Origin of the sequence: Streptomyces sp. CA-243310 (assembly GCF_050936775.1) — a bacterium.
Lineage (GTDB): Bacteria > Actinomycetota > Actinomycetes > Streptomycetales > Streptomycetaceae > Streptomyces.
The window spans coordinates 2,350,881-2,369,840 of the sequence record NZ_JBNJMF010000002.1; the positions used below are offsets into that span (position 1 = coordinate 2,350,881).

Consider the following 18,960-nt stretch of genomic DNA (forward strand, 5'->3'; position numbering starts at 1 on the left):
CGCGCCGGGGCACCGATAGGGCAGTCTTGTCCCGTGCCCCAACCCGAACGTGAGCAGTCTCCAGAGATCAGCCCCGCGCACCCGGCGCATGCCGCGCACCCGGCCCATCCGCACACCGCGACGCTGCGCAGGCTGGAGAAATCCTCCGGTCGGCTCGCCGCCAACGCCATCGCGCGCATGGACGAGACCCTGCCGTGGTACCGGGCGATGCCGCCGGAGAACCGGTCCTGGATCGGCCTGGTCGCCCAGGCCGGCATCGCCGCGTTCACGGAGTGGTTCCGGCACCCGGAGACCCCGCAGGCGATCTCGACCGACGTGTTCGGGACGGCTCCGCGCGAGCTGACCCGGGCGATCACGTTGCGGCAGACCGTGGAGATGGTCCGTACGACGATCGAGGTGATGGAGACCGCGATCGACGAGGTCGCGGCCCCGGGCGACGAGTCGATCCTGCGGGAGGCGCTGCTGGTGTACGCCCGGGAGATCGCCTTCGCGACGGCCCAGGTGTACGCCCAGGCGGCCGAGGCGCGCGGGGCGTGGGACGCCCGGCTGGAGTCCCTCGTGGTGAACGCGGTGCTGTCGGGCGAGGCGGACGAGGGCGCCCTGTCCCGGGCCGCGGCGCTGGGCTGGAGCTCGCCGGAGCACGTGTGCGTCGTCCTGGGCACCGCCCCGGACGGGGACAGCGAACTGACGGTCGAGGCGATCCGGCGCGCGGCCCGGCACCACAAGCTCCAGGTCCTCACGGGTGTGCTGGGCGACCGGTTGGTGGTCATCGCGGGCGGCAGCGACAACCCGATGCAGGTGGCGAAGTCCCTGATCGGCCCGTTCGCGGCGGGTCCCGTGGTGGCGGGTCCGGTGGTCCCGGACCTGCTGAACGCGACGAAGTCGGCGCAGGCCGCCGCGGCCGGACTGAAGGCCTGTACGGCGTGGCAGGACGCGCCGCGCCCCGTTCTGGCGGATGATCTCCTGCCCGAGCGGGCCATCGCCTCCGATCCCTCGGCGAGGGAGCAGTTGGTGGAGGAGATCTACAGACCACTGGAGGAGGCGGGGTCGGCACTCCTGGAGACGCTGAGCGTCTACCTGGAGCAGGCGAGCAGTCTGGAAGGGGCCGCGCGGATGCTGTTCGTGCACCCGAACACGGTGCGCTACCGGCTCCGACGTGTGACCGACGTCACCGGCTGGTCACCCTCCGATGTCCGTTCGGCGTTCACGTTGCGGATCGCCCTGATCCTGGGGCGCCTGGCCGACGGCGATCCCCAGTCCTAGACTTTTGTCGGACATCAACAATTACCCCGTCGGTTCTTCGTCCCTGTCCCCACGGGCGGCGCGGGCCACATACAAGAGAGAGTGTGAGGGTGCTCGTACTCGTCGCTCCAGGCCAAGGCGCTCAGACGCCCGGCTTCCTGACTCCCTGGCTCGAACTCCCCGGCGCCGCCGAGCGCGTCGCGGGGTGGTCCGACGCCATCGGGCTCGACCTTGCCCACTACGGCACGAAGGCCGATGCGGACGAAATCCGCGACACGGCGGTGGCCCAGCCGCTGCTGGTCGCCGCGGGTCTGCTGTCCGCCTCCGCGCTCGGCACCACGACGGCCTTCGGCGCGGTCGCCGGTCACAGCGTCGGTGAGATCACCGCCGCCGCGTACGCCGGTGTACTGAGCGAGGCCGACGCGCTGTCGTTCGTACGCACCCGGGGGCTCGGCATGGCCGAGGCCGCCGCCGTCACCGAGACCGGCATGGCCGCGGTGCTGGGCGGTGACCGTGACGTGGTCGTCGCGCACCTGGAGAAGCTGGGGCTGACCCCGGCGAACATCAACGGTGCGGGCCAGATCGTGGCCGCCGGCACCGTGGAGCAGATCGCCGCCCTCGTGGCCGAGAAGCCCGAAGGTTCCATGAAGGTCGTCGCCCTCAAGGTCGCGGGCGCGTTCCACACCCACCACATGGCGCCCGCGGTCGCCACGCTGGAGAAGGCCGCCGAGGCCCTCGACCCGGCGGACCCGGCGCTGAAGTACGTGTCGAACAAGGACGGTCGGGTCGTGACCACGGGCGCCGACGTCGTCGCCCGGCTGGTCGGCCAGGTGGCCAACCCGGTCCGTTGGGACCTGTGCATGGAGACGTTCGCCGAACTGGGCGTCACCGGGATCGTCGAGCTCTGCCCGGGCGGCACCCTCCAGGGTCTGGCCAAGCGTGCGCTCAAGGGCGTGCCGGCCGTCGCACTGAAGACGCCGGACGATCTCGACAAGGCCGCCGCGCTCCTCGCCGAGCACGCGGTCTGAGAGAAGGAGCCCACACAGCATGTCGAAGATCAAGCCGGCCAAGGGCTCCCCGTACGCCCGCATCCTCGGTGTGGGTGGCTACCGCCCGGTCCGGGTGGTGCCCAACGAGGTCATCCTGGAGACGATCGACTCGTCCGACGAGTGGATCCGTTCGCGTTCCGGCATCGCGACCCGGCACTGGGCCTCGCCGCAGGAGACGGTCGCCGCGATGTCGGTGGAGGCCTCGGGCAAGGCCATGGCCGACGCCGGGGTCTCCCCCGAACAGATCGGCGCCGTGATCGTCTCCACGGTGTCGCACTTCAAGCAGACCCCGGCCGTCGCGACCGAGATCGCGCACCGGATCGGGGCGATCAAGCCCGCCGCTTTCGACATCTCCGCGGGCTGTGCCGGGTTCGGCTACGGCCTGACCCTGGCCAAGGGCCTGGTGGTGGAGGGGTCGGCGCAGTACGTCCTCGTCATCGGTGTCGAGCGGCTGTCGGACCTCACCGACCTGGAGGACCGCGCGACGGCCTTCCTGTTCGGCGACGGCGCCGGCGCCGTGGTCGTCGGCCCTTCGGACGAGCCGGCCATCGGCCCCACGGTGTGGGGTTCGGAGGGCGACAAGTCCGAGACGATCAAGCAGACCGTGCCGTGGGACGAGTACCGCAGAACCGACAGCGGCGAGAAGTTCCCGGCCATCACGCAGGAGGGTCAGGCGGTCTTCCGCTGGGCCGTCTTCGAGATGGCCAAGGTGGCCCAGCAGGCGCTCGACGCGGCCGGGATCACCGCGGACGACCTGGACGTCTTCATTCCGCACCAGGCAAACATGCGGATCATCGACTCGATGGTGAAGACTCTGAAGCTGCCGGAGCACGTCACGGTCGCCCGTGACGTCGAGACCACCGGCAACACCTCGGCCGCCTCGATCCCGCTCGCAATGGAGCGGCTCCTGGCGACCGGTGCGGCGAAGAGCGGCGACACCGCGCTCGTCATCGGCTTCGGGGCGGGACTCGTCTACGCCGCGACGGTCGTTACCCTCCCCTAGGGTCGGGATCGCTTTCCCTCCCTGAACATCCAGTCAGCTAAAGAAGGAGCGCCACATGGCCGCCACGCAGGAAGAGATCCTCGAAGGTCTCGCGGAGATCGTCAACGAGATCGCCGGCATCCCGCAGGAGGACGTCCAGCTCGACAAGTCCTTCACCGACGACCTGGACGTCGACTCGCTGTCCATGGTCGAGGTCGTCGTCGCCGCCGAAGAGCGCTTCGAGGTCAAGATCCCGGACGAGGACGTCAAGAACCTCAAGACGGTCGGCGACGCCGCCGACTACATCCTGAAGCACCAGGCCTGAGCCTGACGAGCGTTTGTCGCCACCTGGCGGTGGCGCCGTGACAATTCAGCACCCCCTGAGACGTGGAGAAAGAATTCCTGTGAGCCCGACCAATCGCACCGTGGTCGTCACCGGTATCGGCGCAACCACTCCGCTGGGTGGCGACAGCGCTTCGACCTGGGAAGGTCTGCTTGCCGGCCGTTCCGGCGTCTCGCCCCTGGAGGGCGAGCGTTTCGCCGAACTGCCGGTCCGTATCGCCGCGCAGGCCGCCGTGGACCCGAGTGAGGTACTGGCCCGTCCGCTGGCCCGCAAGTTGGACCGCTCGGCGCAGTTCGCCGTCATCGCGGCCCGTGAGGCCTGGGCCGACGCGGGTTACACCGCCCCGGCCGGCGAGGACGAGTCCATCGCGCCCGAGCGTCTGGGTACCGTGATCGCCTCCGGAATCGGTGGCGTGACGACCCTGCTCGACCAGTACGACGTACTGAAGGAAAAGGGTGTGCGTCGGGTCTCCCCGCACACCGTCCCCATGCTCATGCCGAACGGCCCCTCGGCCAACGTCGGCCTGGAGGTGAATGCCCGCGCGGGCGTTCACACCCCGGTCAGCGCGTGCGCCTCGGGCGCCGAGGCCATCGGCTACGCCGTCGAGATGATCCGTACCGGCCGTGCCGACGTGGTCGTCGCCGGCGGTACCGAGGCGGCGATCCACCCGCTGCCGATCGCCGCGTTCGCCAACATGATGGCGATGTCCAAGAACAACGAGCACCCCGAGCAGGCCTCGCGCCCGTACGACAAGGCCCGTGACGGCTTCGTCCTCGGCGAGGGCGCCGGCGTCGTGATCCTGGAGTCCGCCGAGCACGCCGCCGCGCGCGGTGCGCGGGTGTACTGCGAGGTCCTGGGTCAGGGTCTGTCCGCGGACAGCCACCACATCGCGCAGCCGGAGCCCACGGGCCGCGGCGTCGCCGCCGCGCTGCGGAACCTGCTCGACAACACGGGTCTGGACCCGGCCGAGCTGGTGCACCTGAACGCGCACGCCACGTCCACCCCGCAGGGGGACACGGCCGAGCTGAAGGCGCTGCGCAAGGTCCTGGGCGACGACCTCGACCACATCGCGATCTCCGCGACCAAGTCGATGACCGGTCACCTGCTGGGCGGCGCCGGCGGCATCGAGACGGTGGCGACCGTGCTGGCTCTGTACAACCGGATCGCCCCGCCGACGATCAACGTCGAGGACCTGGACGACGACATCGACGCGGACATCGTCCGCGGCGAGCCGCGCAAGCTGCCCGTCGACGGCCCGATCTCCGCGATCAACAACTCCTTCGGTTTCGGCGGTCACAACGTCTCGCTGGCGTTCCGCTCCGTCTGAGTCGCGCACACCACGTGAGAGGGGCCCCACCCGGCAACCGCCGGGTGGGGCCCCTCTCACGTGTCGTCCGTGTGTCGCGGGGTCAGACCACCTGGTGGAGCCAGCGCACCGGAGCGCCCTCGCCGGCGTGGCGGAACGGCTCCAACTCGTCGTCCCAGGGCTTGCCGAGCAGTTTGGCGATCTCGGCTTCCAGGTCGGTCTCGCCGTGCGCGGATCGGACGAGGGCGGCGCGCAGCCGGTCCTCGGGTACGAGGATGTCTCCGTGCATTCCGGTGACGGCGTGGAAGATTCCGAGTTCCGGGGTGGAGCTGTACCGCTCGCCCTCGGAGGTCGAGCAGGGTTCGGCCGTCACCTCGAACCGCAACAGGTGCCAGCCGCGCAGGGCGGAGGCGAGTTTCGACGCGGTGCCCGCTTCGGCCTGCCAGGAGAACTCGGCTCTCCAGGTGCCGGGGGATGCGGGCTGTCTGATCCAGTCGAGGTTCACCCGCACCCCGAGTACGCCCGCAACAGCCCATTCCACGTGCGGGCAGAGCGCACGCGGCGCGGAATGCACGTACAGAACTCCACGTGTCGTCACCGGGACCTCCAGTGTGGGACGAGGTCGGGAATAAACTCCAGAAAACGGACAGTATGTGACGTGACGTAATTTACCGGAAATGATCTGACATTGCGTCGTGGGACGTGCGGCCGAAACGCCACGGGAAAAAGCTACCGTGCGCGGGGGGTCCCGGTGTGACGTACGGTCGCTCCAAACCCCGTGAACGCAAAGCATTCACTCAGCAGGACGCCCCGGAAGGACACGGGGCGACGAAGGAGGGACCACCCGATGGGCACCACCGCTCCACGCCGGCGCGCGCGCAGGAGGCTGACGGGCGCGGTCGCGTCGGTCGCCGTGCTGGCCGGCGTGGTCACGGGGTGCGACGGCGGCGAGCAGGCGTCCGAGGGCGAGCGGGGGGCGCAGGCGGGTCCCCGTTGGAACACCGCGCCGACCTCGATCGCCGCCGTGGGCGACTCCATCACGCGCGGATTCGACGCCTGTTCGGTGTTGGCGGACTGCCCGGAGGTCTCCTGGGCGACGGGTGACGATCCCGCGGTCGACTCCCTCGCCACCCGCCTCATCGGGGCCGCCGAGGCGCCCGCGCGCAGTTGGAACCACGCGGTGACCGGCTCGCGCATGGCGGACCTTCCGGGGCAGCTGGCTTCGGCCGCCGCGCACAAGCCCGACCTGGTCACGGTCATGGTGGGCTCCAACGACGCCTGCCGGCCGCTGGCTTCGTCGATGACCTCGGTGGCCGACTTCCGGGCCGGTTTCGAGAAGGCCCTGGCCGGCCTGCGGGCGGCGTCCCCGACCTCCCAGGTGTACGTCTCCTCGGTGCCGGACCTCCAGCGGCTGTGGGAACAGGGCAAGGACCTGCCGATGGTGCGCCAGATCTGGAAGCTGGGGATCTGCCAGTCGATGCTGGCCGATCCGCTCTCCCTGGCGACGGGCGCGACCTCGCGGCGGGAGGGGGTGCGGGCACGCGTGGTCGAGTACAACGAGGTACTGCGCGAGGTCTGCGCGAAGGACCCGCTCTGCCGATACGACGGGGGCGCGGTGTTCCAGTACCCCTTCTCGGCCGAGCAGTTGAGCCGCTGGGACTTCTTCCATCCGGGGAAGGACGGACAGGCGCGGCTGGCGGAACTCGCGCACCGACAGGTGACGGCGGCAAGGCCGCCGCGTTGACGGTTGGTACGGACCGGGGGCGGGGGTCAGGGCCCTTCCCCGGTCCGCTTCATGGGTGGTTTCCGGCCATGCGGCAGGTCAGTGGACGTCGAGGGTGACCGTGAGGCGGGTGTCGCCGTGTGCGTGGCTCGCGCGGACCTCGTACCGGCCGTCGATCCGCCGCCAGCCGGGCGTGTCCTCGTCCCAGATCTCGAAGGCCCGGGCGGGCAGCTCGATCTCGGTCTCGACGCTCTCGCCGGGGCCCGCCTCGACGGAGGCGAAGGCGGCCAGCCGGCTCGCGGGGCGCTCGACGGGGTCGGCGATCGGGGCGAGGTAGACCTGGACGACCTCGCGGCCGGTCCGGGTGCCGGTGTTGGTGAGGCGGACCCGGGCGGTGGTGCCGGTGACCTCCAGGGAGTCGTAGCTCCAGTCCGTGTAGCCGAGGCCGTGGCCGAACGGGTAGGCGGGGACCACGCCCCGGTCCTCGTACGCCTGGTAGCCGACGAGGAGCCCCTCGCGGTACTCCAGCCTGCCGTCGGTCGGCGTCACCTCGGTGACGGGCGCGTCGGCGAACGCGGCGGGCCAGGTGGTGGGCAGTCGACCGCCGGGCTCCGCGTCCCCGAGGAGCACGTCGGCCAGGGCGACGCCACCCTCCTGCCCGGGGAACCAGGTCAGGAGCACGGCGGCCACGTCCGCGCGCCAGGGCAGTTCCACGGGGGACCCGGCGTTGACCACGACCACGGTGTTCGGGTTGGCGGCGGCGACGGCCGCGACCAGGTCGTTCTGTCGGCCTGGCAGGGTCAGGTCCGTGCGGTCGAAGCCCTCGGACTCCACCCGCTCGGTGGTGGCGACGACCACCACGGCGGTGTCGGCGGCCCGCGCGGCCTCCACGGCCTCGGCGATGAGCGCGTCCGGGTCGCGCCGGGGGCCGAGGTGGAGCAGGGAGAACATGATCGCCTTGAGGGGCAGCCCGGTGACGTCGGGGACCTGGAAGGTCAGTGAGACCTCGACGGGTTCGCCCTCGGTCAGCGGGATCCGGGCGCGCTCGCTGGGCGCCCCGAAGAAGGCCTCGAAGGGGTCGGCCTCGTCGCCCATCTCCTGGACGCCCTCCCAGAGGGTGCGGCCGTCGACGGCGAGGGCGAAGGCGCCGAGGCCGCGGGTGCCGAAGGCGTGCTCGCCGCTCTCGCGCGGCAGGAACGTGCCGGTGACCTCGATGCTCGCCATCGTCTCGTACGCGGCGCCCTCGGGCAGGTCGTCGCCGATCCACTGGACCTGACCGGTGGGCAGGCTGCCCTCGCCCAGGACGGCTCCGGAGGCGTCGCGGCAGACGGCGCGCAGTGCGAAGCCCTTGTCCGCGGGGACGGGTTCCTCGCTGGGGTCGGCGCCGACGCGGAAGGTGAGCGCCCCGTCGGGGAGGGCCGCGGTGAGGCCGTCGAACGGGGAGACGATCCGCTCGGGGAAGACGGTGGCGGAGCCGCCGCCGAGGACGCGGGCGTCGCGGGCGGCGGCTCCGAGGAGGGCGACGGTGCGGCCCGGGCGGGTGTCCAGGGGCAGCGCGCGCCGCTCGCCGGAGACGACCTCGTTGCGTACGAGGACGGTGCCGCGGGCGGCGATCTCGCGGGCCAGGGCCTGCCCGTCGATCGCGGTCGGGTGGTCGGTGACGACGGCGGGGGCGCCGTCCAGGAGGCCGACGCGCGCGGCGAGCCGCAGGACGTTGCGCACGGCGTCGTCGACGGCGGACCCGGGGACCTCGCCGGCGCGGACGGCCTCGGCGAGGGCGGGTCCGTAGACGGTCTGCGGTCCGGGCATGGCCACGTCGAGGCCGCCGAGGATGTCGCCGGTGGTGGAGCGGGCGGCCATCCAGTCGGAGACGTTGGCGCCGTCGAAGCCCCACTCGGCGCGCAGGACCTCGTTGACCAGGTACGCGTTCTCGGTCATCGAGGTGCCGTTGACCCGGTTGTAGGCGGTCATGATGCCCCAGGGGCGGGCGTTGGTGACGATGGCCTCGAAGGGGGCCAGGTACAGCTCGCGCAGCGGGCGGGGCGCGATGACGCAGTCGACGGTGAAGCGTTCGGTCTCGGCGTCGTTGCCGACGTAGTGCTTGACGGTGGTGCCGACGCCCCCGTCCTGGACGCCGTTGACGTAGCCGGTGCCGATGGCGCCGGTGAGGTACGGGTCCTCGGAGTAGCACTCGAAGTGCCGGCCGCCGAGCGGGGAACGGTGCAGGTTGACGGTGGGGGCCAGGAGGACGTGGACGCCCTTGCGGCGGGCCTCCTGGGCCAGGAGGCGGCCGGCGCGGCGGGCGAGGGCGGGGTCCCAGGCGGCGGCGAGCGCCGTCGGCGACGGCAGGGCGATGGAGGGGTCGTCGGCGGTCCAGCGCACGCCGCGCACCCCGATGGGGCCGTCGGACATGACCAGGGAGCCCAGGCCGATCTCCGGGAGGGCGGGCAGCGACCACATGTCCTGGCCGGCCAGGAGCCGGGTCTTGGTGTCGAGGTCGAGCTTGTCGAGTGCGGCTTCCGCGGTGTCGTGGCGGACCTGTTCGGCATCGGTCACGGCCGAGCCTCCTCATCGGGTGCGGTGTGCGGGTGCGAGGTGCGGTGCGGTGCGGTGCGGTGCGGTGCGGTGACCCCATCGTGGACCTGCTACCTGGTGAGCGGTAGGGTTCGTTATGTTCTTGTGATCTCGGCTTGTCGGGCGCGGATCGCGTACGGTCCTGCGGGCAGGGGTGCGACGCGGAGGGAGTGCCGGGCCATGGTCAGGGCGAGGAGCGAGGAACGACGCGGCGACATCGTCCGCGCGGCGGTCGAGGTGATCGCCGAACGCGGGTACCGGGGAGCGTCCCTGGGAGCCGTGGCGGAACGGGTGGGCCTGACCCAACAGGGCCTGCTGCACTACTTCCCGACCAAGGAGGCGCTGCTGGTCGCGGTGCTGGAGGAGCGCGACCGCTGGGACACCGGCGGCGGCTCCCGCGCCTCGGCCGACACCTGGCGGCTGGACCTGCTGGCCTCCCTGGTGGACTACAACGCGATGCGTCCGGGCATCGTGCAGACCTTCTCGGCCCTGTTGGGCGAGAGCGTCACCGACGGGCACCCCGCCCGGGAGTTCTTCACCGAGCGGTACGCGCAGGTCCGGGGCGAGATGGCCGCGGTGCTGCGGGCCGAGTTCGGGGACCGGCTCCCCTCGGGCCTCACCCCCGAGCAGGCGGCGCCGCTGCTCACGGCGGTGATGGACGGGCTCCAGTACCAGTGGCTGCTCTCACCCGAGTCGGTGGACATGCCGGGCGCGTTCCGCTCGTTCCTGACGCTGCTCCGGGGCGCCCCCGAGTCTCCGTAGCGCCCTGCGCGGCCCTGCCGGACGGGGCGGGGACCGGGCCGGCATGCTGGGCGCATGAGGATAGCCGCAGCCCAGATGACCTGCGTCCCGGCCGATGTCGAAGCCAACTCCGCGCGGGCCGCCGCCCTCGCGGTCGCGGCCCGCGACCAGGGCGCCGAACTCGTCGTCCTGCCCGAACTGGCCCTGACCGGATACGAGATCGAGGCTCTGACCGCCGACCCCGGGCTGTGGCTGACGGGCCCCGACGATCCGCGACTGGACCCCTTGCGTTCCGCCGGGATCGCCACCGCCGTCAACGCCGCGGTGCGCACCGACGGCCCGCTGCCGGCCATCGCGACCCTGGTCCACGACGCGGAGGGCGCGCACGTGACGACGTACGCCAAGCAGCACCTCTTCGAGCACGAGCGGGACGCCTTCGCGCCGGGCGCCGTCGACGGCCGCTTCGAACTCGGCGGTGTCCGCTTCTGCCTGGGCATCTGCTTCGACAACCACTTCCCCGATCTCCCCGGCCGGGGCGCGGCCGACGGATGCGCGGTCCATCTGGCGAGCTCCCTCTACGGAACGGGCGCCGGGGTCGCGGAGCGGGGCACCGTGTACCCCGGGATCGCCAAGGAGCACGGCCTGTACGTGGTCCTCGCCAACCACGTCGGACCCGCAGGCCCGTGGACCGGCTGCGGCGGGGCGGCCGTCTGGGCCCCGGACGGTTCGACGGTGGTCGAGGCCGACGACCACACGCAGGGCGTGGTGACGGCGGAGGTGCCGGCATGAGCCCCGTCCCGCCCGACCCGTCGGTACCGCACCCCGTGGCGGGACAGCCGCGGGTGGTGCTGCTCCGGCCGTTGGTGACGTCCTCGCTGATCGAGGTGGGCGACTACTCGTACTACGACGACCCGGACGACGCGACGGCTTTCGAGACGCGCAACGTGCTCTACCACTACGGGCCGGAGCGGCTCGTCATCGGAAGGTTCTGCGCGCTGGGCACCGGTGTGCGCTTCATCATGAACGGCGCCAACCACCGGATGGACGGGCCCTCGACGTTCCCGTTCCCCATCATGGGAGGCGCCTGGGCCGACCACTTCGACCTGCTCACCGACCTGCCGGGGCGCGGGGACACCGTGGTGGGCAACGACGTCTGGTTCGGGCACGGCGCCATGGTGATGCCCGGGGTGCGGATCGGCCATGGAGCCGTGATCGCCTCCGGCGCCGTCGTGGTGGACGACGTCCCGGACTACGGCATCGTCGGCGGCAACCCGGCCCGCCTGATCCGTACCCGGTACGAGCCGGCGGACATCGCCCGGCTGCTCGCCGTCGCCTGGTGGGACTGGCCGGTCGAGCACCTCACCCGGCACGTGCGGACCGTCATGTCGGGCAGCGTGGACGCGCTGGAGGAGGCCGCCCCACCCACCCGATAGTTAGGCTACCCTTACCTTCTTTCGGGGGGTCGGTGTCGTGGCGCACCGCCCACAATGGGGGGTCACGGCACAGTGACGGCAGACCGGTTGGAGGAGCTGACGGTGGACGAGGACTTCATCGCGGCGGGCGGACACCCGCCCCACGTCCACGCGTTCCACCAGTTCCTGTACGTGCCGATCGGGCGCATCGTCGTGACCGCGTGCGAGCGGGAGCACGAGCTGACCCCGTCCGTGGCCCTGTGGATACCGGCCGGGGTGTGGCACAGCGCCCGCTTCGACAGTGACTCCGTGATCACGGCCGAGGGGTTCGACGCCACCCTGCACGCACTGCCCTACACCGAGGCGACCACCGTCAACGCGACCGCCGAGCAGCGCCGGTTGCTGCTGGCCCGGATGCGCAGTTCCGAGGTGTCCGAGGACGACCCGGCGGTCTTCGCCGCCCTCTGCGCGACCCACCGCGACTGTCTCCCGCTGCCCCAGCCGACCAGCCGGGCCGCCGGGGCCGTAGCCCGGGAGCTCGCCCGCACCCCCGCCGACCCGCGCACCGCGACCGAGTGGGCCGAGGACCTGTACACCAGCTCGACCAGCCTGCGGCGGGCCTTCCGCACGGAGACGGGCCTGGCCTTCTCGGAGTGGCGGACCCGGCTGCGGCTGAACCACTCGCTGGAACTGCTGGGGCAGGGCCACCTGGTGAGCGTGGTCGCCGCCCGGGTCGGATTCGTCAGCACCAACGGCTACATCCTGGCCTTCCGCCGCCACTTCGGGGAGACGCCCGGCGCCTACACCAGGCGTTCGGCCGGCTCGTACGCCGCGGTGGGCTGACCGGACGGTCCCGCCGGCGCGGGGGCGGGGAGCAGGTGTCTGCCGCCCCATGCGCCCAGCGGAGCCAGGGCCGCGTTCAGTTCCCTGCCGAGCGGGGTCAGCGAGTACTCCACCCGGGGCGGCACCTCCTCGTACACCTCGCGGTGCACGATCCCGTCCGTCTCCAACTCCCGCAGCTGCGCGGACAACACCTTCTCCGAGACCCCCGGGACCAGCCGGCGCAGTTCACCGAAACGGCGCGGGCGCTGTTCCAACTCCCACAGCAGGGAGACCTTCCACTTGCCGTCGATCACGGACATCGCCGCGGCGATCCCGCAGTGATCCGCCCCGGGCCTTCGTGTCAACGCCATCGCGCACCCCTCCCACCTGTTCGCTCACCTCGGGGTAACCACCCACTCCGAAGTGCGTACTTGAGCGTCTCACGGCCTGCGACCAGGCTGAACGTCATGACCGACAACCTCGTGAAGACACCGCTCACCCTCCTCGGACTCGGTGACATGGGCACCGCCCTCGCCCGTACCTGGCTGGCCGCCGGACACCCCCTGACCGTCTGGAACCGCACCACCGCAAAGGCCGAGGCACTGGCCGCCGAAGGGGCGCGCGTGGCCGCGACCCCCGCCGAGGCGGTCGCCGCGAACGAACTGGTCGTCCTGTGCCTGTTGGACGACGCCTCCGTCGACTCGGCCCTCGACGGGGTCGACCTCACGGGCCGGGACCTGGTCGACCTCACCACCGGGACCCCCGACCAGGGTCGCTCGCGCGCCGCCTGGGCCCAGGGGCGCGGGGCCCGGTTCGTCGACGGCGGCATCATGGCCACCCCGTCGATGATCGGCGTCCCGGAGGCCGGCGGTTACGTCTTCTACAGCGGCTCCCGGGCCCTCTTCGACCGCCACCGGGCGACGCTGGAGGTACCGGCCGGGGTCCGCTTCGTCGGCGAGGACCCGGGCCACGCGGCCCTGCACGACGTGGCGCTGCTCAGCGCGATGTACGGGTTGTTCGCGGGGATCTCGCACGCCTACGCCCTGATCGACGGCGAGGACATCGCCCCGAAGGACCTGGCGCCGCTGCTGTCGGAGTGGCTGGGTGCGATGGGCTTCTTCGTGGGCAACGCCGCCGACCGGCTGACCTCGGGTGACTTCACCACCGGGGTGGTGTCGAACCTGTCCATGCAGGTCGCCGCGAGCGAAACCCTGCTGCGCACGGCCGCGGAGCGGGGCGTCGACCCCGGGCTGATCACCCCGTACCTGGAGCTGATGCGGGAGCGGTTGGAGGCCGACCCGGCGGCGCACGCGCGCGAGGACACGAGCGGGGCGATCACCCTGCTGCGCCGCCGGGCCGGCCGGTACTGACGCGGGGTCCGGGGCGACGGAGGCCGTTCAGGAGTAGGCGGGCGGCGGCGGGCCGAAGCCGGTGGCCTGCGGCGCCGGGGGGCCCGGGACGGGTTCGTCGGGGTCGGCTCCCCCGTCGGGACCCTCGGGGCCGGTGTCCGCACCCACGAGGTCGCGGGCCATCAGGGTCGCCCCGGCCACGGCGCCCGGCATCAGGAACACCGCGACCAGCGGGACGAGGAACGCCAGCACCAGCGGTACGCCGAATCCCAGCGCCATCGCCCTCCGGGACCGCAGCAGGACCAGTTGCTCGTCGAGGTCGACGCGGCGGCGCTGAAGGGCGACCGAGGTGAGTTCCTGGGTGAGGAAGTAGCCGGAGACGCAGAACCCGATCGCCGGGACCACGGTCTGTCCGATCACCGGGATGAACCCGAGGGCGAACAGCAGGATCCCGTACAGCACCACCCGGCCCAGCAGGCGGACGCTGTCGCGGGCGGAGATCCACAGGTCCTGCCACAGGCTTCGGCCGGACTCGGGGACCTCGCCGCCCTCGGTCCGGTCGACCTGCTCGGACAGGGACTCGTAGAAGGGCTGGCCGACCAGCAGGGTCACGGCCGTGAAGGTGATCACCGCGAGGAAGAGTCCGAAGCTGAAGACCAGCGCGGTCAGGAAGCCGCGGAACAGGCTCAGCCAGGGCGAGCCCCAGTCGTCGGCGAAGGGGGTCAGCCAACCGACGAGGTCGTCGGCGCCGTAGCCCAGCCCGATGAGCGCGCCCGCGTACAGCACCAGCGCGACCAGTCCCGGCAGCAGGCCGACGCCGAACCACCGTCCGTGGCCGAAGACCCACCGCTGGCCGGCGAGCAAGTACCGCAATCCCCCCGCGAAAGCACTCATGCGCGCAGTTTACGGCGAAGGCCGCGCCCCCTGAGGGGCGCGGCCTTCGCGATGAGCGGGGTGCGGGATCAGACGGCCAGCTCGACCGTGATGTTGCCGCGGGTCGCCTTGGAGTACGGGCAGACCTGGTGGGCCTTCTCGATGAGGTCCTTGGCGGTGGCGGCGTCCACGTTCGGGATCGACGCCGAGATCTTGACGATCAGGCCGAAGCCGTCGTCGTTCTTGCCGATGCCGACCTCGGCGGTGACGGTCGAGCCGGAGATGTCGGCGTTCTCGTTCTTGGCGACGACACCCAGGGCGCCCTGGAAGCAGGCGCTGTAGCCGGCGGCGAACAGCTGCTCCGGGTTGGTGCCGGCGCCGCTGCCACCGAGTTCCTTCGGCGGGTTCACCACGACGTCGAGCTTGCCGTCGCTGGTGGCGACGCGGCCGTCACGGCCGTTCTCGGCGGTGGCGACAGCGGTGTACGCGACATCGGACTGCTGGATGGACATGTAAGAAGATCCTCCTGGTAATCGCCGTGACTCGCGCCCACGATCACGACGGTGTGCAGTGAGCCTAACCGGTGAAAGAAACGATCATCTTTCCGGTGTTCTCGCCGCGCAGCATTCCGAGGAAGGCCTCGGTCGCGTTCTCCACGCCCTCGTGGACGGTCTCGTCGTAGCGCAGCTCGCCGGAGCGCAGCCAGCCGGCGACGTCCTGGACGAACTGCTGCTGGATGTCGGCGTGGTCGCCGACCAGCACGCCCTGCAGGCGCAGGCGCTTGCCGATGACCTGCACGAGGTTGCGCGGGCCGGGGGCGGGCTCGGTGTCGTTGTACTGGGCGATGGCCCCGCAGAGGGTGGCGCGGCCGTGCACCTTGAGGGAGGAGATCGCGGCTTCCAGGTGGTCGCCGCCGACGTTGTCGAAGTAGACGTCGATGCCCTCGGGGGCGGCTTCCTTCAGCTGCTCGCCGACGGGGCCGTTCTTGTAGTTGAAGGCGGCGTCGAAGCCGTACTTCTCCGTGAGGAGCGTCACCTTCTCGTCCGAGCCGGCCGAGCCGATCACCCGGGACGCGCCCTTGATCTTGGCGAACTGGCCGACCAGGCTGCCGACCGCGCCGGCCGCGCCGGAGACGAACACGGCGTCGCCCTCCTTGAAGGAGGCCACTTCGAAGAGGCCCGCGTAGGCGGTCAGGCCCGGCATGCCGAGCACGCCGAGGTAGGTGGAGAGCGGGGCGAGGGAGCCGTCGACCTTGGTGGCGTGCTTGGCGTCCAGCTCGGCGTACTCGCGCCAGCCCAGCCCGTGCAGGACGTGGTCGCCGACCGCGAAGCGCTCGTCGGCGGAGGCGACGACCTCGCCGACCGCGCCGCCGTCCATCGGCTTGTCGAGCTGGAAGGGCGGTACGTAGGACTTCACGTCGTTCATCCGGCCGCGCATGTACGGGTCGACGGACATGTGGAGGTTGCGCACCAGGATCCGGCCGGGCGCGGGCTCCGCGTTCACGGGGGCCTCGCGCAGGGCGAAGTCCTCGGCGACGGGCCAGCCCTGCGGGCGGCGGACGAGGTGCCACTCACGGCTCACGGCGGGGATCTGGGACATGGTGCGCTCCTGACGCTGGGGGGTGAAGGACGGAGGAAAATGCTTCACAACGTGAAACAACCATGCTCCTGGATATTTCATGTTGTCAAGTAAATGGGTACGCTGGTTCCATGCCCAGTCGTCGCGCAGACCCACTGACCCTCGAGGTCGTCGAGCTCATCGGCGACGTCGTGGCCCGCTATCACCAGGAGTACGAGCACGCGGCAGCCAGCCACCAGCTCACCGGAGCCCAGGCACGGGTGCTGAACCTGCTCTCCCTGGAACCCACGGCCATGCGAAAGATCGCGCAGAAGCTGAAGTGCGAGCCGTCGAACGTCACCGGCATCGTGGACCGGCTGGAGAGCCGCGGCCTGGTCGAACGCCGCCCGGACCCGGCCGACCGCCGCGTGAAACTGGCCGCCGCCACCGAGAAGGGGCTCCAGACCGCGGACCGGCTGCGCGAGTCGCTGGACTTCGCGCGCGAACCGCTGGCCGGCCTGTCCACGGCCGAGCGGACGGCGCTGAGGGACCTGCTCAGGCGGATGCTGGGCTGATCGCCCCGCCCCTCAGCAGAGGAACCAGATCCAGCACTCGCTCTTGGTCGGCGTCGGCGTGGGGCCGGGTGTCGCAGTCACCGTGGGCTTCGGCTTCGCGGTCCCGGACGAAGCGCTCGGCGACGGCCGGCCCGAGGTGGAGGGCTTCGCGGACGGACCCGGTCCCGGGCCGCCGGTCCGGGAGGACGACGGCGACGACGACTCCCCTGCGGGGGTGGAGGCGCTCTCGTCGGGCCCCGGCTCCGCGGAACCGCTCGGCGCCCCGGTGGGCCCGGTCGTCCGCGTGGCGATCACGGAGGCCTTCGCGCTCCCGCCGCCCTTCGACGGCGCCGAGGGCGCGGCCGTGCTCGGCAGGGCGGGTGCGGGGACCGGCTGCTGCGGCCCCGCGTCGTCGGTCAGCACGACCTCGGTCGCCCGGTCCGTGCGCTCCTCGTCGGTCACCATGCGGGCCAGCGCCACGGACCCGCCGGTGGCCAGCGCCAGCCCGAGCCCGACGGCGAGGACGGTCCGACTCCTGCGGTTCGCGGTGCGGCGCCGTGCGCCGGCCCGGCCTTCGGCCGGGCCCGACAGCGTGACGAGCGACTCGACGTACGCGTCGGACGCCTCGGGCCGCTCCCCGGCGGGCTCGGGATAGCCGGGCTCGACGTACCCGGGCGCCGCGTGGTCGACGTACCCGGGCGCGGGCGCCGCGTACTCGGACGCCACGTACCCGGGCACCGCGTACCCGGGCACCGCGTACCCGGGCGCCGGAGGGCCGGGCTCGGCGTACCCCGGCGGCGCGTACTGCGGCTCCGCGTACTCCGGCCGCGCGTACGGCGAGGCGTGTCCCGGCTCCGGATACCCGGGCTCGGTGTACCCGGCCGGGGCTGCGGGGGCGGTCGGCGCCGCGGGGGTCAGGTATTCGGCCGGGGTTCCGCACCCGGCGCACGCCAGTGCGCCATTGAGGTGTCTCCGGCAGGCGTGGCAGAAGTTCATGGCGCCCGCAGGCTATGCGGCGACGGAGCACATCCGGGTCCCGGGAACGTAAGGATTCTGTGTGGAATCGTGGATTCCATGACGCTGAACCACGGCCCGACCACCCCGGGCCCCTTCGGCCCGGCCGGCTTCCAGCTGGTGCTGTTGCGCAGAATGGCCGACTTCCGGCCGGACCTCGCCGAGGCGGCTCGGCTGCGCCTCGGCGCCTCGCTCGCGGAGCAGCGGGAGGCGAACAAGCGCTGGCAGGCCATGGTCCGGTCGCCGCGCTCGCGCGGGGCACTGGCCCGCTACCGATCGGTGCTGGGTCCGGCGGAGTCCACCGCGCGCCGCAGGATCGGCGACCTGGAGTGCGAGGCCCTGCTGTGGCCGGTGCCGCTCTGGCCGGACCTGCGCTTCGAGGTGCTGGCCGCGCCCGACGGGGCGGTGTGGAACGAGTGGCTGGTACGGGCCCCGGGCGCGCCCGCGCCCGTACTGGAGACCGCGGCGGACCTGCTGCCCTGGTCCGCGACGGTGGACGAGGTGGCGCGGGCGTTCGCCCCGGTTCGGCCGATGGAGGGAACCGCCCCGACGCGGTGGCGCCTGGCGTTCGCCGTGTCGGGGGCGCCGTACGTCGCGGAGTTCACCTACGGGCTGCTCCAGGAGGTCCGGCCCGGCGGCAGCTGACCGGACCGGGGCGGGGCGGGTGCACGGGTCAGGAGCGCAGGAAGGCCCGGACGCCCGCCGAGGTGGCGTCGTCGCCGAGCAGGTCGTTGTGCCCCAGGCAGCCGACGGGGGTGTTGGTCGCCCCGGCCAACGGGACGCTGTCGTCGGGGTTGACGACCTCGTCGCAGTTCGACCAGAAGGTGGCGTACGCGACCGCGCCCGGCGTCTCGTCGCCCGCGGCGAGGTTCCTGACGACGTACGAACCGGGCGTCATGTCCCGGCAGGCCTGGTCCCACAGGGCGCAGCCCCAGGCGATGGAGGTGCCGTGGTTGGGTCCGGCCAGCGAGACCAGGTGGTCCACCGTCGCGCCGCCGCCCCCGTGGGTGACGTACCAACGGCTGACGAGGGATCCGAAGGAGTGCGCCACGATGTCCACGCGGGCGGCGCCGGTCTCCCGGCGGACCTGCTCGACGTACGCGCCGAGCCTGCCGGCGAGGACCTCGTTGACGGACCGGTGGGTGTCGTACCCCCACGAGTACAGCTCCGCGTCGGCGTAACCGTCGGCGCGCAGGTCCTCCCGCAGCGACCCCCAGACCCCGGGGTCGGCGTTGTAACCGTGCACCAGGACCACCGGATTTCGGGCGGGAGCCGGCGGGGCGGACCGGTCTGCGGCCTGGGCCGGGAAGGGTGCGAGCAGGGCCAGGCAGAGCGTCGGGAGCGCCAGGAATCTCTGGCGGGGCGTCAGCATCGGGTCCCCTTTACCTTGTTACGCGCGAGTAGCGCGGACGGTGCGCG

21 protein-coding genes are annotated in these 18,960 nt (G+C 72.0%); 13 read left to right on the forward strand and 8 right to left on the reverse strand.

Annotated elements, in window-relative coordinates; all coding sequences use genetic code 11:
* The first annotated feature begins 66 nt into the window (after nucleotides 1–66).
* From ACQEVM_RS28235 to fabF, 5 genes are all read left to right on the forward strand, one after another.
* Nucleotides 67–1,263 (forward strand): PucR family transcriptional regulator, encoded by a 1,197-nt coding sequence (locus ACQEVM_RS28235; protein ID WP_433085429.1) that lies wholly within the window; start codon nucleotides 67–69, stop codon nucleotides 1,261–1,263.
* Between the two features lie 89 nt (nucleotides 1,264–1,352).
* Entirely contained in the window at nucleotides 1,353–2,270 is a 918-nt protein-coding gene (locus ACQEVM_RS28240) for an ACP S-malonyltransferase (protein ID WP_433083598.1), read from the forward strand.
* Between the two features lie 19 nt (nucleotides 2,271–2,289).
* Nucleotides 2,290–3,294: a ketoacyl-ACP synthase III gene (locus tag ACQEVM_RS28245; protein ID WP_433083600.1), complete on the forward strand. Its 1,005-nt coding sequence runs from the start codon at nucleotides 2,290–2,292 to the stop codon at nucleotides 3,292–3,294.
* A gap of 55 nt (nucleotides 3,295–3,349) precedes the next feature.
* Complete coding sequence (locus tag ACQEVM_RS28250; protein WP_150519766.1) at nucleotides 3,350–3,598, forward strand: acyl carrier protein; 249 nt, start codon at nucleotides 3,350–3,352, stop codon at nucleotides 3,596–3,598.
* A gap of 79 nt (nucleotides 3,599–3,677) precedes the next feature.
* Complete coding sequence (gene fabF, locus ACQEVM_RS28255) at nucleotides 3,678–4,943, forward strand: beta-ketoacyl-ACP synthase II (protein WP_433083602.1); 1,266 nt, start codon at nucleotides 3,678–3,680, stop codon at nucleotides 4,941–4,943.
* Between the two features lie 82 nt (nucleotides 4,944–5,025).
* Here the strand turns inward: fabF and ACQEVM_RS28260 are convergent, their stop codons facing one another.
* On the reverse strand, nucleotides 5,026–5,520 hold the full coding sequence (locus ACQEVM_RS28260; protein ID WP_053677844.1) for a DUF3145 domain-containing protein: 495 nt from the start codon (nucleotides 5,518–5,520) through the stop codon (nucleotides 5,026–5,028).
* A 249-nt stretch (nucleotides 5,521–5,769) separates the two neighbouring features.
* On the opposite strand from ACQEVM_RS28260, the gene ACQEVM_RS28265 reads away from it, so the two are divergent.
* Nucleotides 5,770–6,666: an SGNH/GDSL hydrolase family protein gene (locus ACQEVM_RS28265; RefSeq protein ID WP_433083604.1), complete on the forward strand. Its 897-nt coding sequence runs from the start codon at nucleotides 5,770–5,772 to the stop codon at nucleotides 6,664–6,666.
* 78 nt (nucleotides 6,667–6,744) lie between these two features.
* Here ACQEVM_RS28265 and ACQEVM_RS28270 read toward each other — a convergent pair whose 3' ends face one another.
* Complete coding sequence (locus tag ACQEVM_RS28270) at nucleotides 6,745–9,201, reverse strand: beta-glucosidase family protein (protein WP_433083606.1); 2,457 nt, start codon at nucleotides 9,199–9,201, stop codon at nucleotides 6,745–6,747.
* A 198-nt stretch (nucleotides 9,202–9,399) separates the two neighbouring features.
* On the opposite strand from ACQEVM_RS28270, the gene ACQEVM_RS28275 reads away from it, so the two are divergent.
* From ACQEVM_RS28275 to ACQEVM_RS28290, 4 genes are all read left to right on the forward strand, one after another.
* The gene (locus ACQEVM_RS28275) at nucleotides 9,400–9,981 is read left to right on the forward strand and encodes a TetR/AcrR family transcriptional regulator (protein ID WP_433083608.1); all 582 of its coding nucleotides are present in this window, start codon (nucleotides 9,400–9,402) and stop codon (nucleotides 9,979–9,981) included.
* 54 nt (nucleotides 9,982–10,035) lie between these two features.
* A complete protein-coding gene (locus ACQEVM_RS28280) occupies nucleotides 10,036–10,749 on the forward strand; it encodes a carbon-nitrogen hydrolase family protein (RefSeq protein ID WP_433083610.1) in 714 nt (237 codons plus the stop codon).
* Nucleotides 10,746–11,393, forward strand: a complete 648-nt coding sequence (locus ACQEVM_RS28285; RefSeq protein WP_433083612.1) for a CatB-related O-acetyltransferase — start codon at nucleotides 10,746–10,748, stop codon at nucleotides 11,391–11,393. The genes ACQEVM_RS28280 and ACQEVM_RS28285 overlap by 4 nt, the downstream gene beginning before the upstream one ends.
* 72 nt (nucleotides 11,394–11,465) lie before the next feature.
* Nucleotides 11,466–12,215 carry an AraC family transcriptional regulator gene (locus ACQEVM_RS28290; RefSeq protein WP_433083614.1) on the forward strand — a complete coding sequence of 250 codons (750 nt, stop codon included), beginning with the start codon at nucleotides 11,466–11,468 and terminating at the stop codon, nucleotides 12,213–12,215.
* On the opposite strand, the gene ACQEVM_RS28295 is transcribed toward ACQEVM_RS28290, so the two are convergent.
* Nucleotides 12,173–12,565, reverse strand: a complete 393-nt coding sequence (locus tag ACQEVM_RS28295) for a winged helix-turn-helix transcriptional regulator (protein ID WP_433083616.1) — start codon at nucleotides 12,563–12,565, stop codon at nucleotides 12,173–12,175. The two genes, ACQEVM_RS28290 and ACQEVM_RS28295, sit on opposite strands and share 43 nt — an antisense overlap.
* Before the next feature lie 96 nt (nucleotides 12,566–12,661).
* On the opposite strand from ACQEVM_RS28295, the gene ACQEVM_RS28300 reads away from it, so the two are divergent.
* Nucleotides 12,662–13,564 (forward strand): NAD(P)-dependent oxidoreductase, encoded by a 903-nt coding sequence (locus tag ACQEVM_RS28300; RefSeq protein ID WP_433083618.1) that lies wholly within the window; start codon nucleotides 12,662–12,664, stop codon nucleotides 13,562–13,564.
* Between the two features lie 27 nt (nucleotides 13,565–13,591).
* Here ACQEVM_RS28300 and ACQEVM_RS28305 read toward each other — a convergent pair whose 3' ends face one another.
* From ACQEVM_RS28305 to ACQEVM_RS28315, 3 genes are all read right to left on the reverse strand, one after another.
* Entirely contained in the window at nucleotides 13,592–14,437 is an 846-nt protein-coding gene (locus tag ACQEVM_RS28305) for an EI24 domain-containing protein (protein WP_433083620.1), read from the reverse strand.
* A gap of 68 nt (nucleotides 14,438–14,505) precedes the next feature.
* Nucleotides 14,506–14,928 (reverse strand): organic hydroperoxide resistance protein, encoded by a 423-nt coding sequence (locus ACQEVM_RS28310; protein ID WP_433083622.1) that lies wholly within the window; start codon nucleotides 14,926–14,928, stop codon nucleotides 14,506–14,508.
* Between the two features lie 64 nt (nucleotides 14,929–14,992).
* Complete coding sequence (locus tag ACQEVM_RS28315) at nucleotides 14,993–16,015, reverse strand: NADP-dependent oxidoreductase (protein ID WP_433083624.1); 1,023 nt, start codon at nucleotides 16,013–16,015, stop codon at nucleotides 14,993–14,995.
* A 110-nt stretch (nucleotides 16,016–16,125) separates the two neighbouring features.
* Between ACQEVM_RS28315 and ACQEVM_RS28320 the strand changes: the two genes are divergently transcribed.
* Nucleotides 16,126–16,548 carry a MarR family winged helix-turn-helix transcriptional regulator gene (locus ACQEVM_RS28320; protein ID WP_267797901.1) on the forward strand — a complete coding sequence of 141 codons (423 nt, stop codon included), beginning with the start codon at nucleotides 16,126–16,128 and terminating at the stop codon, nucleotides 16,546–16,548.
* Nucleotides 16,549–16,560: 12 nt separating this feature from the next.
* Here the strand turns inward: ACQEVM_RS28320 and ACQEVM_RS28325 are convergent, their stop codons facing one another.
* Nucleotides 16,561–17,523 (reverse strand): SCO2400 family protein, encoded by a 963-nt coding sequence (locus ACQEVM_RS28325; RefSeq protein ID WP_433083626.1) that lies wholly within the window; start codon nucleotides 17,521–17,523, stop codon nucleotides 16,561–16,563.
* Between the two features lie 78 nt (nucleotides 17,524–17,601).
* On the opposite strand from ACQEVM_RS28325, the gene ACQEVM_RS28330 reads away from it, so the two are divergent.
* Nucleotides 17,602–18,186: a hypothetical protein gene (locus tag ACQEVM_RS28330; RefSeq protein ID WP_433083627.1), complete on the forward strand. Its 585-nt coding sequence runs from the start codon at nucleotides 17,602–17,604 to the stop codon at nucleotides 18,184–18,186.
* Between the two features lie 28 nt (nucleotides 18,187–18,214).
* Here ACQEVM_RS28330 and ACQEVM_RS28335 read toward each other — a convergent pair whose 3' ends face one another.
* Nucleotides 18,215–18,913: an esterase/lipase family protein gene (locus ACQEVM_RS28335; protein ID WP_433083628.1), complete on the reverse strand. Its 699-nt coding sequence runs from the start codon at nucleotides 18,911–18,913 to the stop codon at nucleotides 18,215–18,217.
* Nucleotides 18,914–18,960 lie beyond the last annotated feature (47 nt).

What these genes read in the sequence shown, in the direction of transcription:
- ACQEVM_RS28245 (WP_433083600.1), top strand. Translation starts at nt 2,290, where the DNA reads ATGTCGAAGATCAAGCCGGCCAAGGGCTCCCCGTACGCCCGCATCCTC.
- ACQEVM_RS28250 (WP_150519766.1), top strand. Translation starts at nt 3,350, where the DNA reads ATGGCCGCCACGCAGGAAGAGATCCTCGAAGGTCTCGCGGAGATCGTC.
- ACQEVM_RS28265 (WP_433083604.1), top strand. Translation starts at nt 5,770, where the DNA reads ATGGGCACCACCGCTCCACGCCGGCGCGCGCGCAGGAGGCTGACGGGC.
- ACQEVM_RS28275 (WP_433083608.1), top strand. Translation starts at nt 9,400, where the DNA reads ATGGTCAGGGCGAGGAGCGAGGAACGACGCGGCGACATCGTCCGCGCG.
- ACQEVM_RS28280 (WP_433083610.1), top strand. Translation starts at nt 10,036, where the DNA reads ATGAGGATAGCCGCAGCCCAGATGACCTGCGTCCCGGCCGATGTCGAA.
- ACQEVM_RS28285 (WP_433083612.1), top strand. Translation starts at nt 10,746, where the DNA reads ATGAGCCCCGTCCCGCCCGACCCGTCGGTACCGCACCCCGTGGCGGGA.
- ACQEVM_RS28295 (WP_433083616.1), bottom strand. Translation starts at nt 12,565, where the DNA reads ATGGCGTTGACACGAAGGCCCGGGGCGGATCACTGCGGGATCGCCGCG.
- ACQEVM_RS28300 (WP_433083618.1), top strand. Translation starts at nt 12,662, where the DNA reads ATGACCGACAACCTCGTGAAGACACCGCTCACCCTCCTCGGACTCGGT.
- ACQEVM_RS28305 (WP_433083620.1), bottom strand. Translation starts at nt 14,437, where the DNA reads ATGAGTGCTTTCGCGGGGGGATTGCGGTACTTGCTCGCCGGCCAGCGG.
- ACQEVM_RS28310 (WP_433083622.1), bottom strand. Translation starts at nt 14,928, where the DNA reads ATGTCCATCCAGCAGTCCGATGTCGCGTACACCGCTGTCGCCACCGCC.
- ACQEVM_RS28315 (WP_433083624.1), bottom strand. Translation starts at nt 16,015, where the DNA reads ATGTCCCAGATCCCCGCCGTGAGCCGTGAGTGGCACCTCGTCCGCCGC.
- ACQEVM_RS28320 (WP_267797901.1), top strand. Translation starts at nt 16,126, where the DNA reads ATGCCCAGTCGTCGCGCAGACCCACTGACCCTCGAGGTCGTCGAGCTC.
- ACQEVM_RS28325 (WP_433083626.1), bottom strand. Translation starts at nt 17,523, where the DNA reads ATGAACTTCTGCCACGCCTGCCGGAGACACCTCAATGGCGCACTGGCG.
- ACQEVM_RS28330 (WP_433083627.1), top strand. Translation starts at nt 17,602, where the DNA reads ATGACGCTGAACCACGGCCCGACCACCCCGGGCCCCTTCGGCCCGGCC.
- ACQEVM_RS28335 (WP_433083628.1), bottom strand. Translation starts at nt 18,913, where the DNA reads ATGCTGACGCCCCGCCAGAGATTCCTGGCGCTCCCGACGCTCTGCCTG.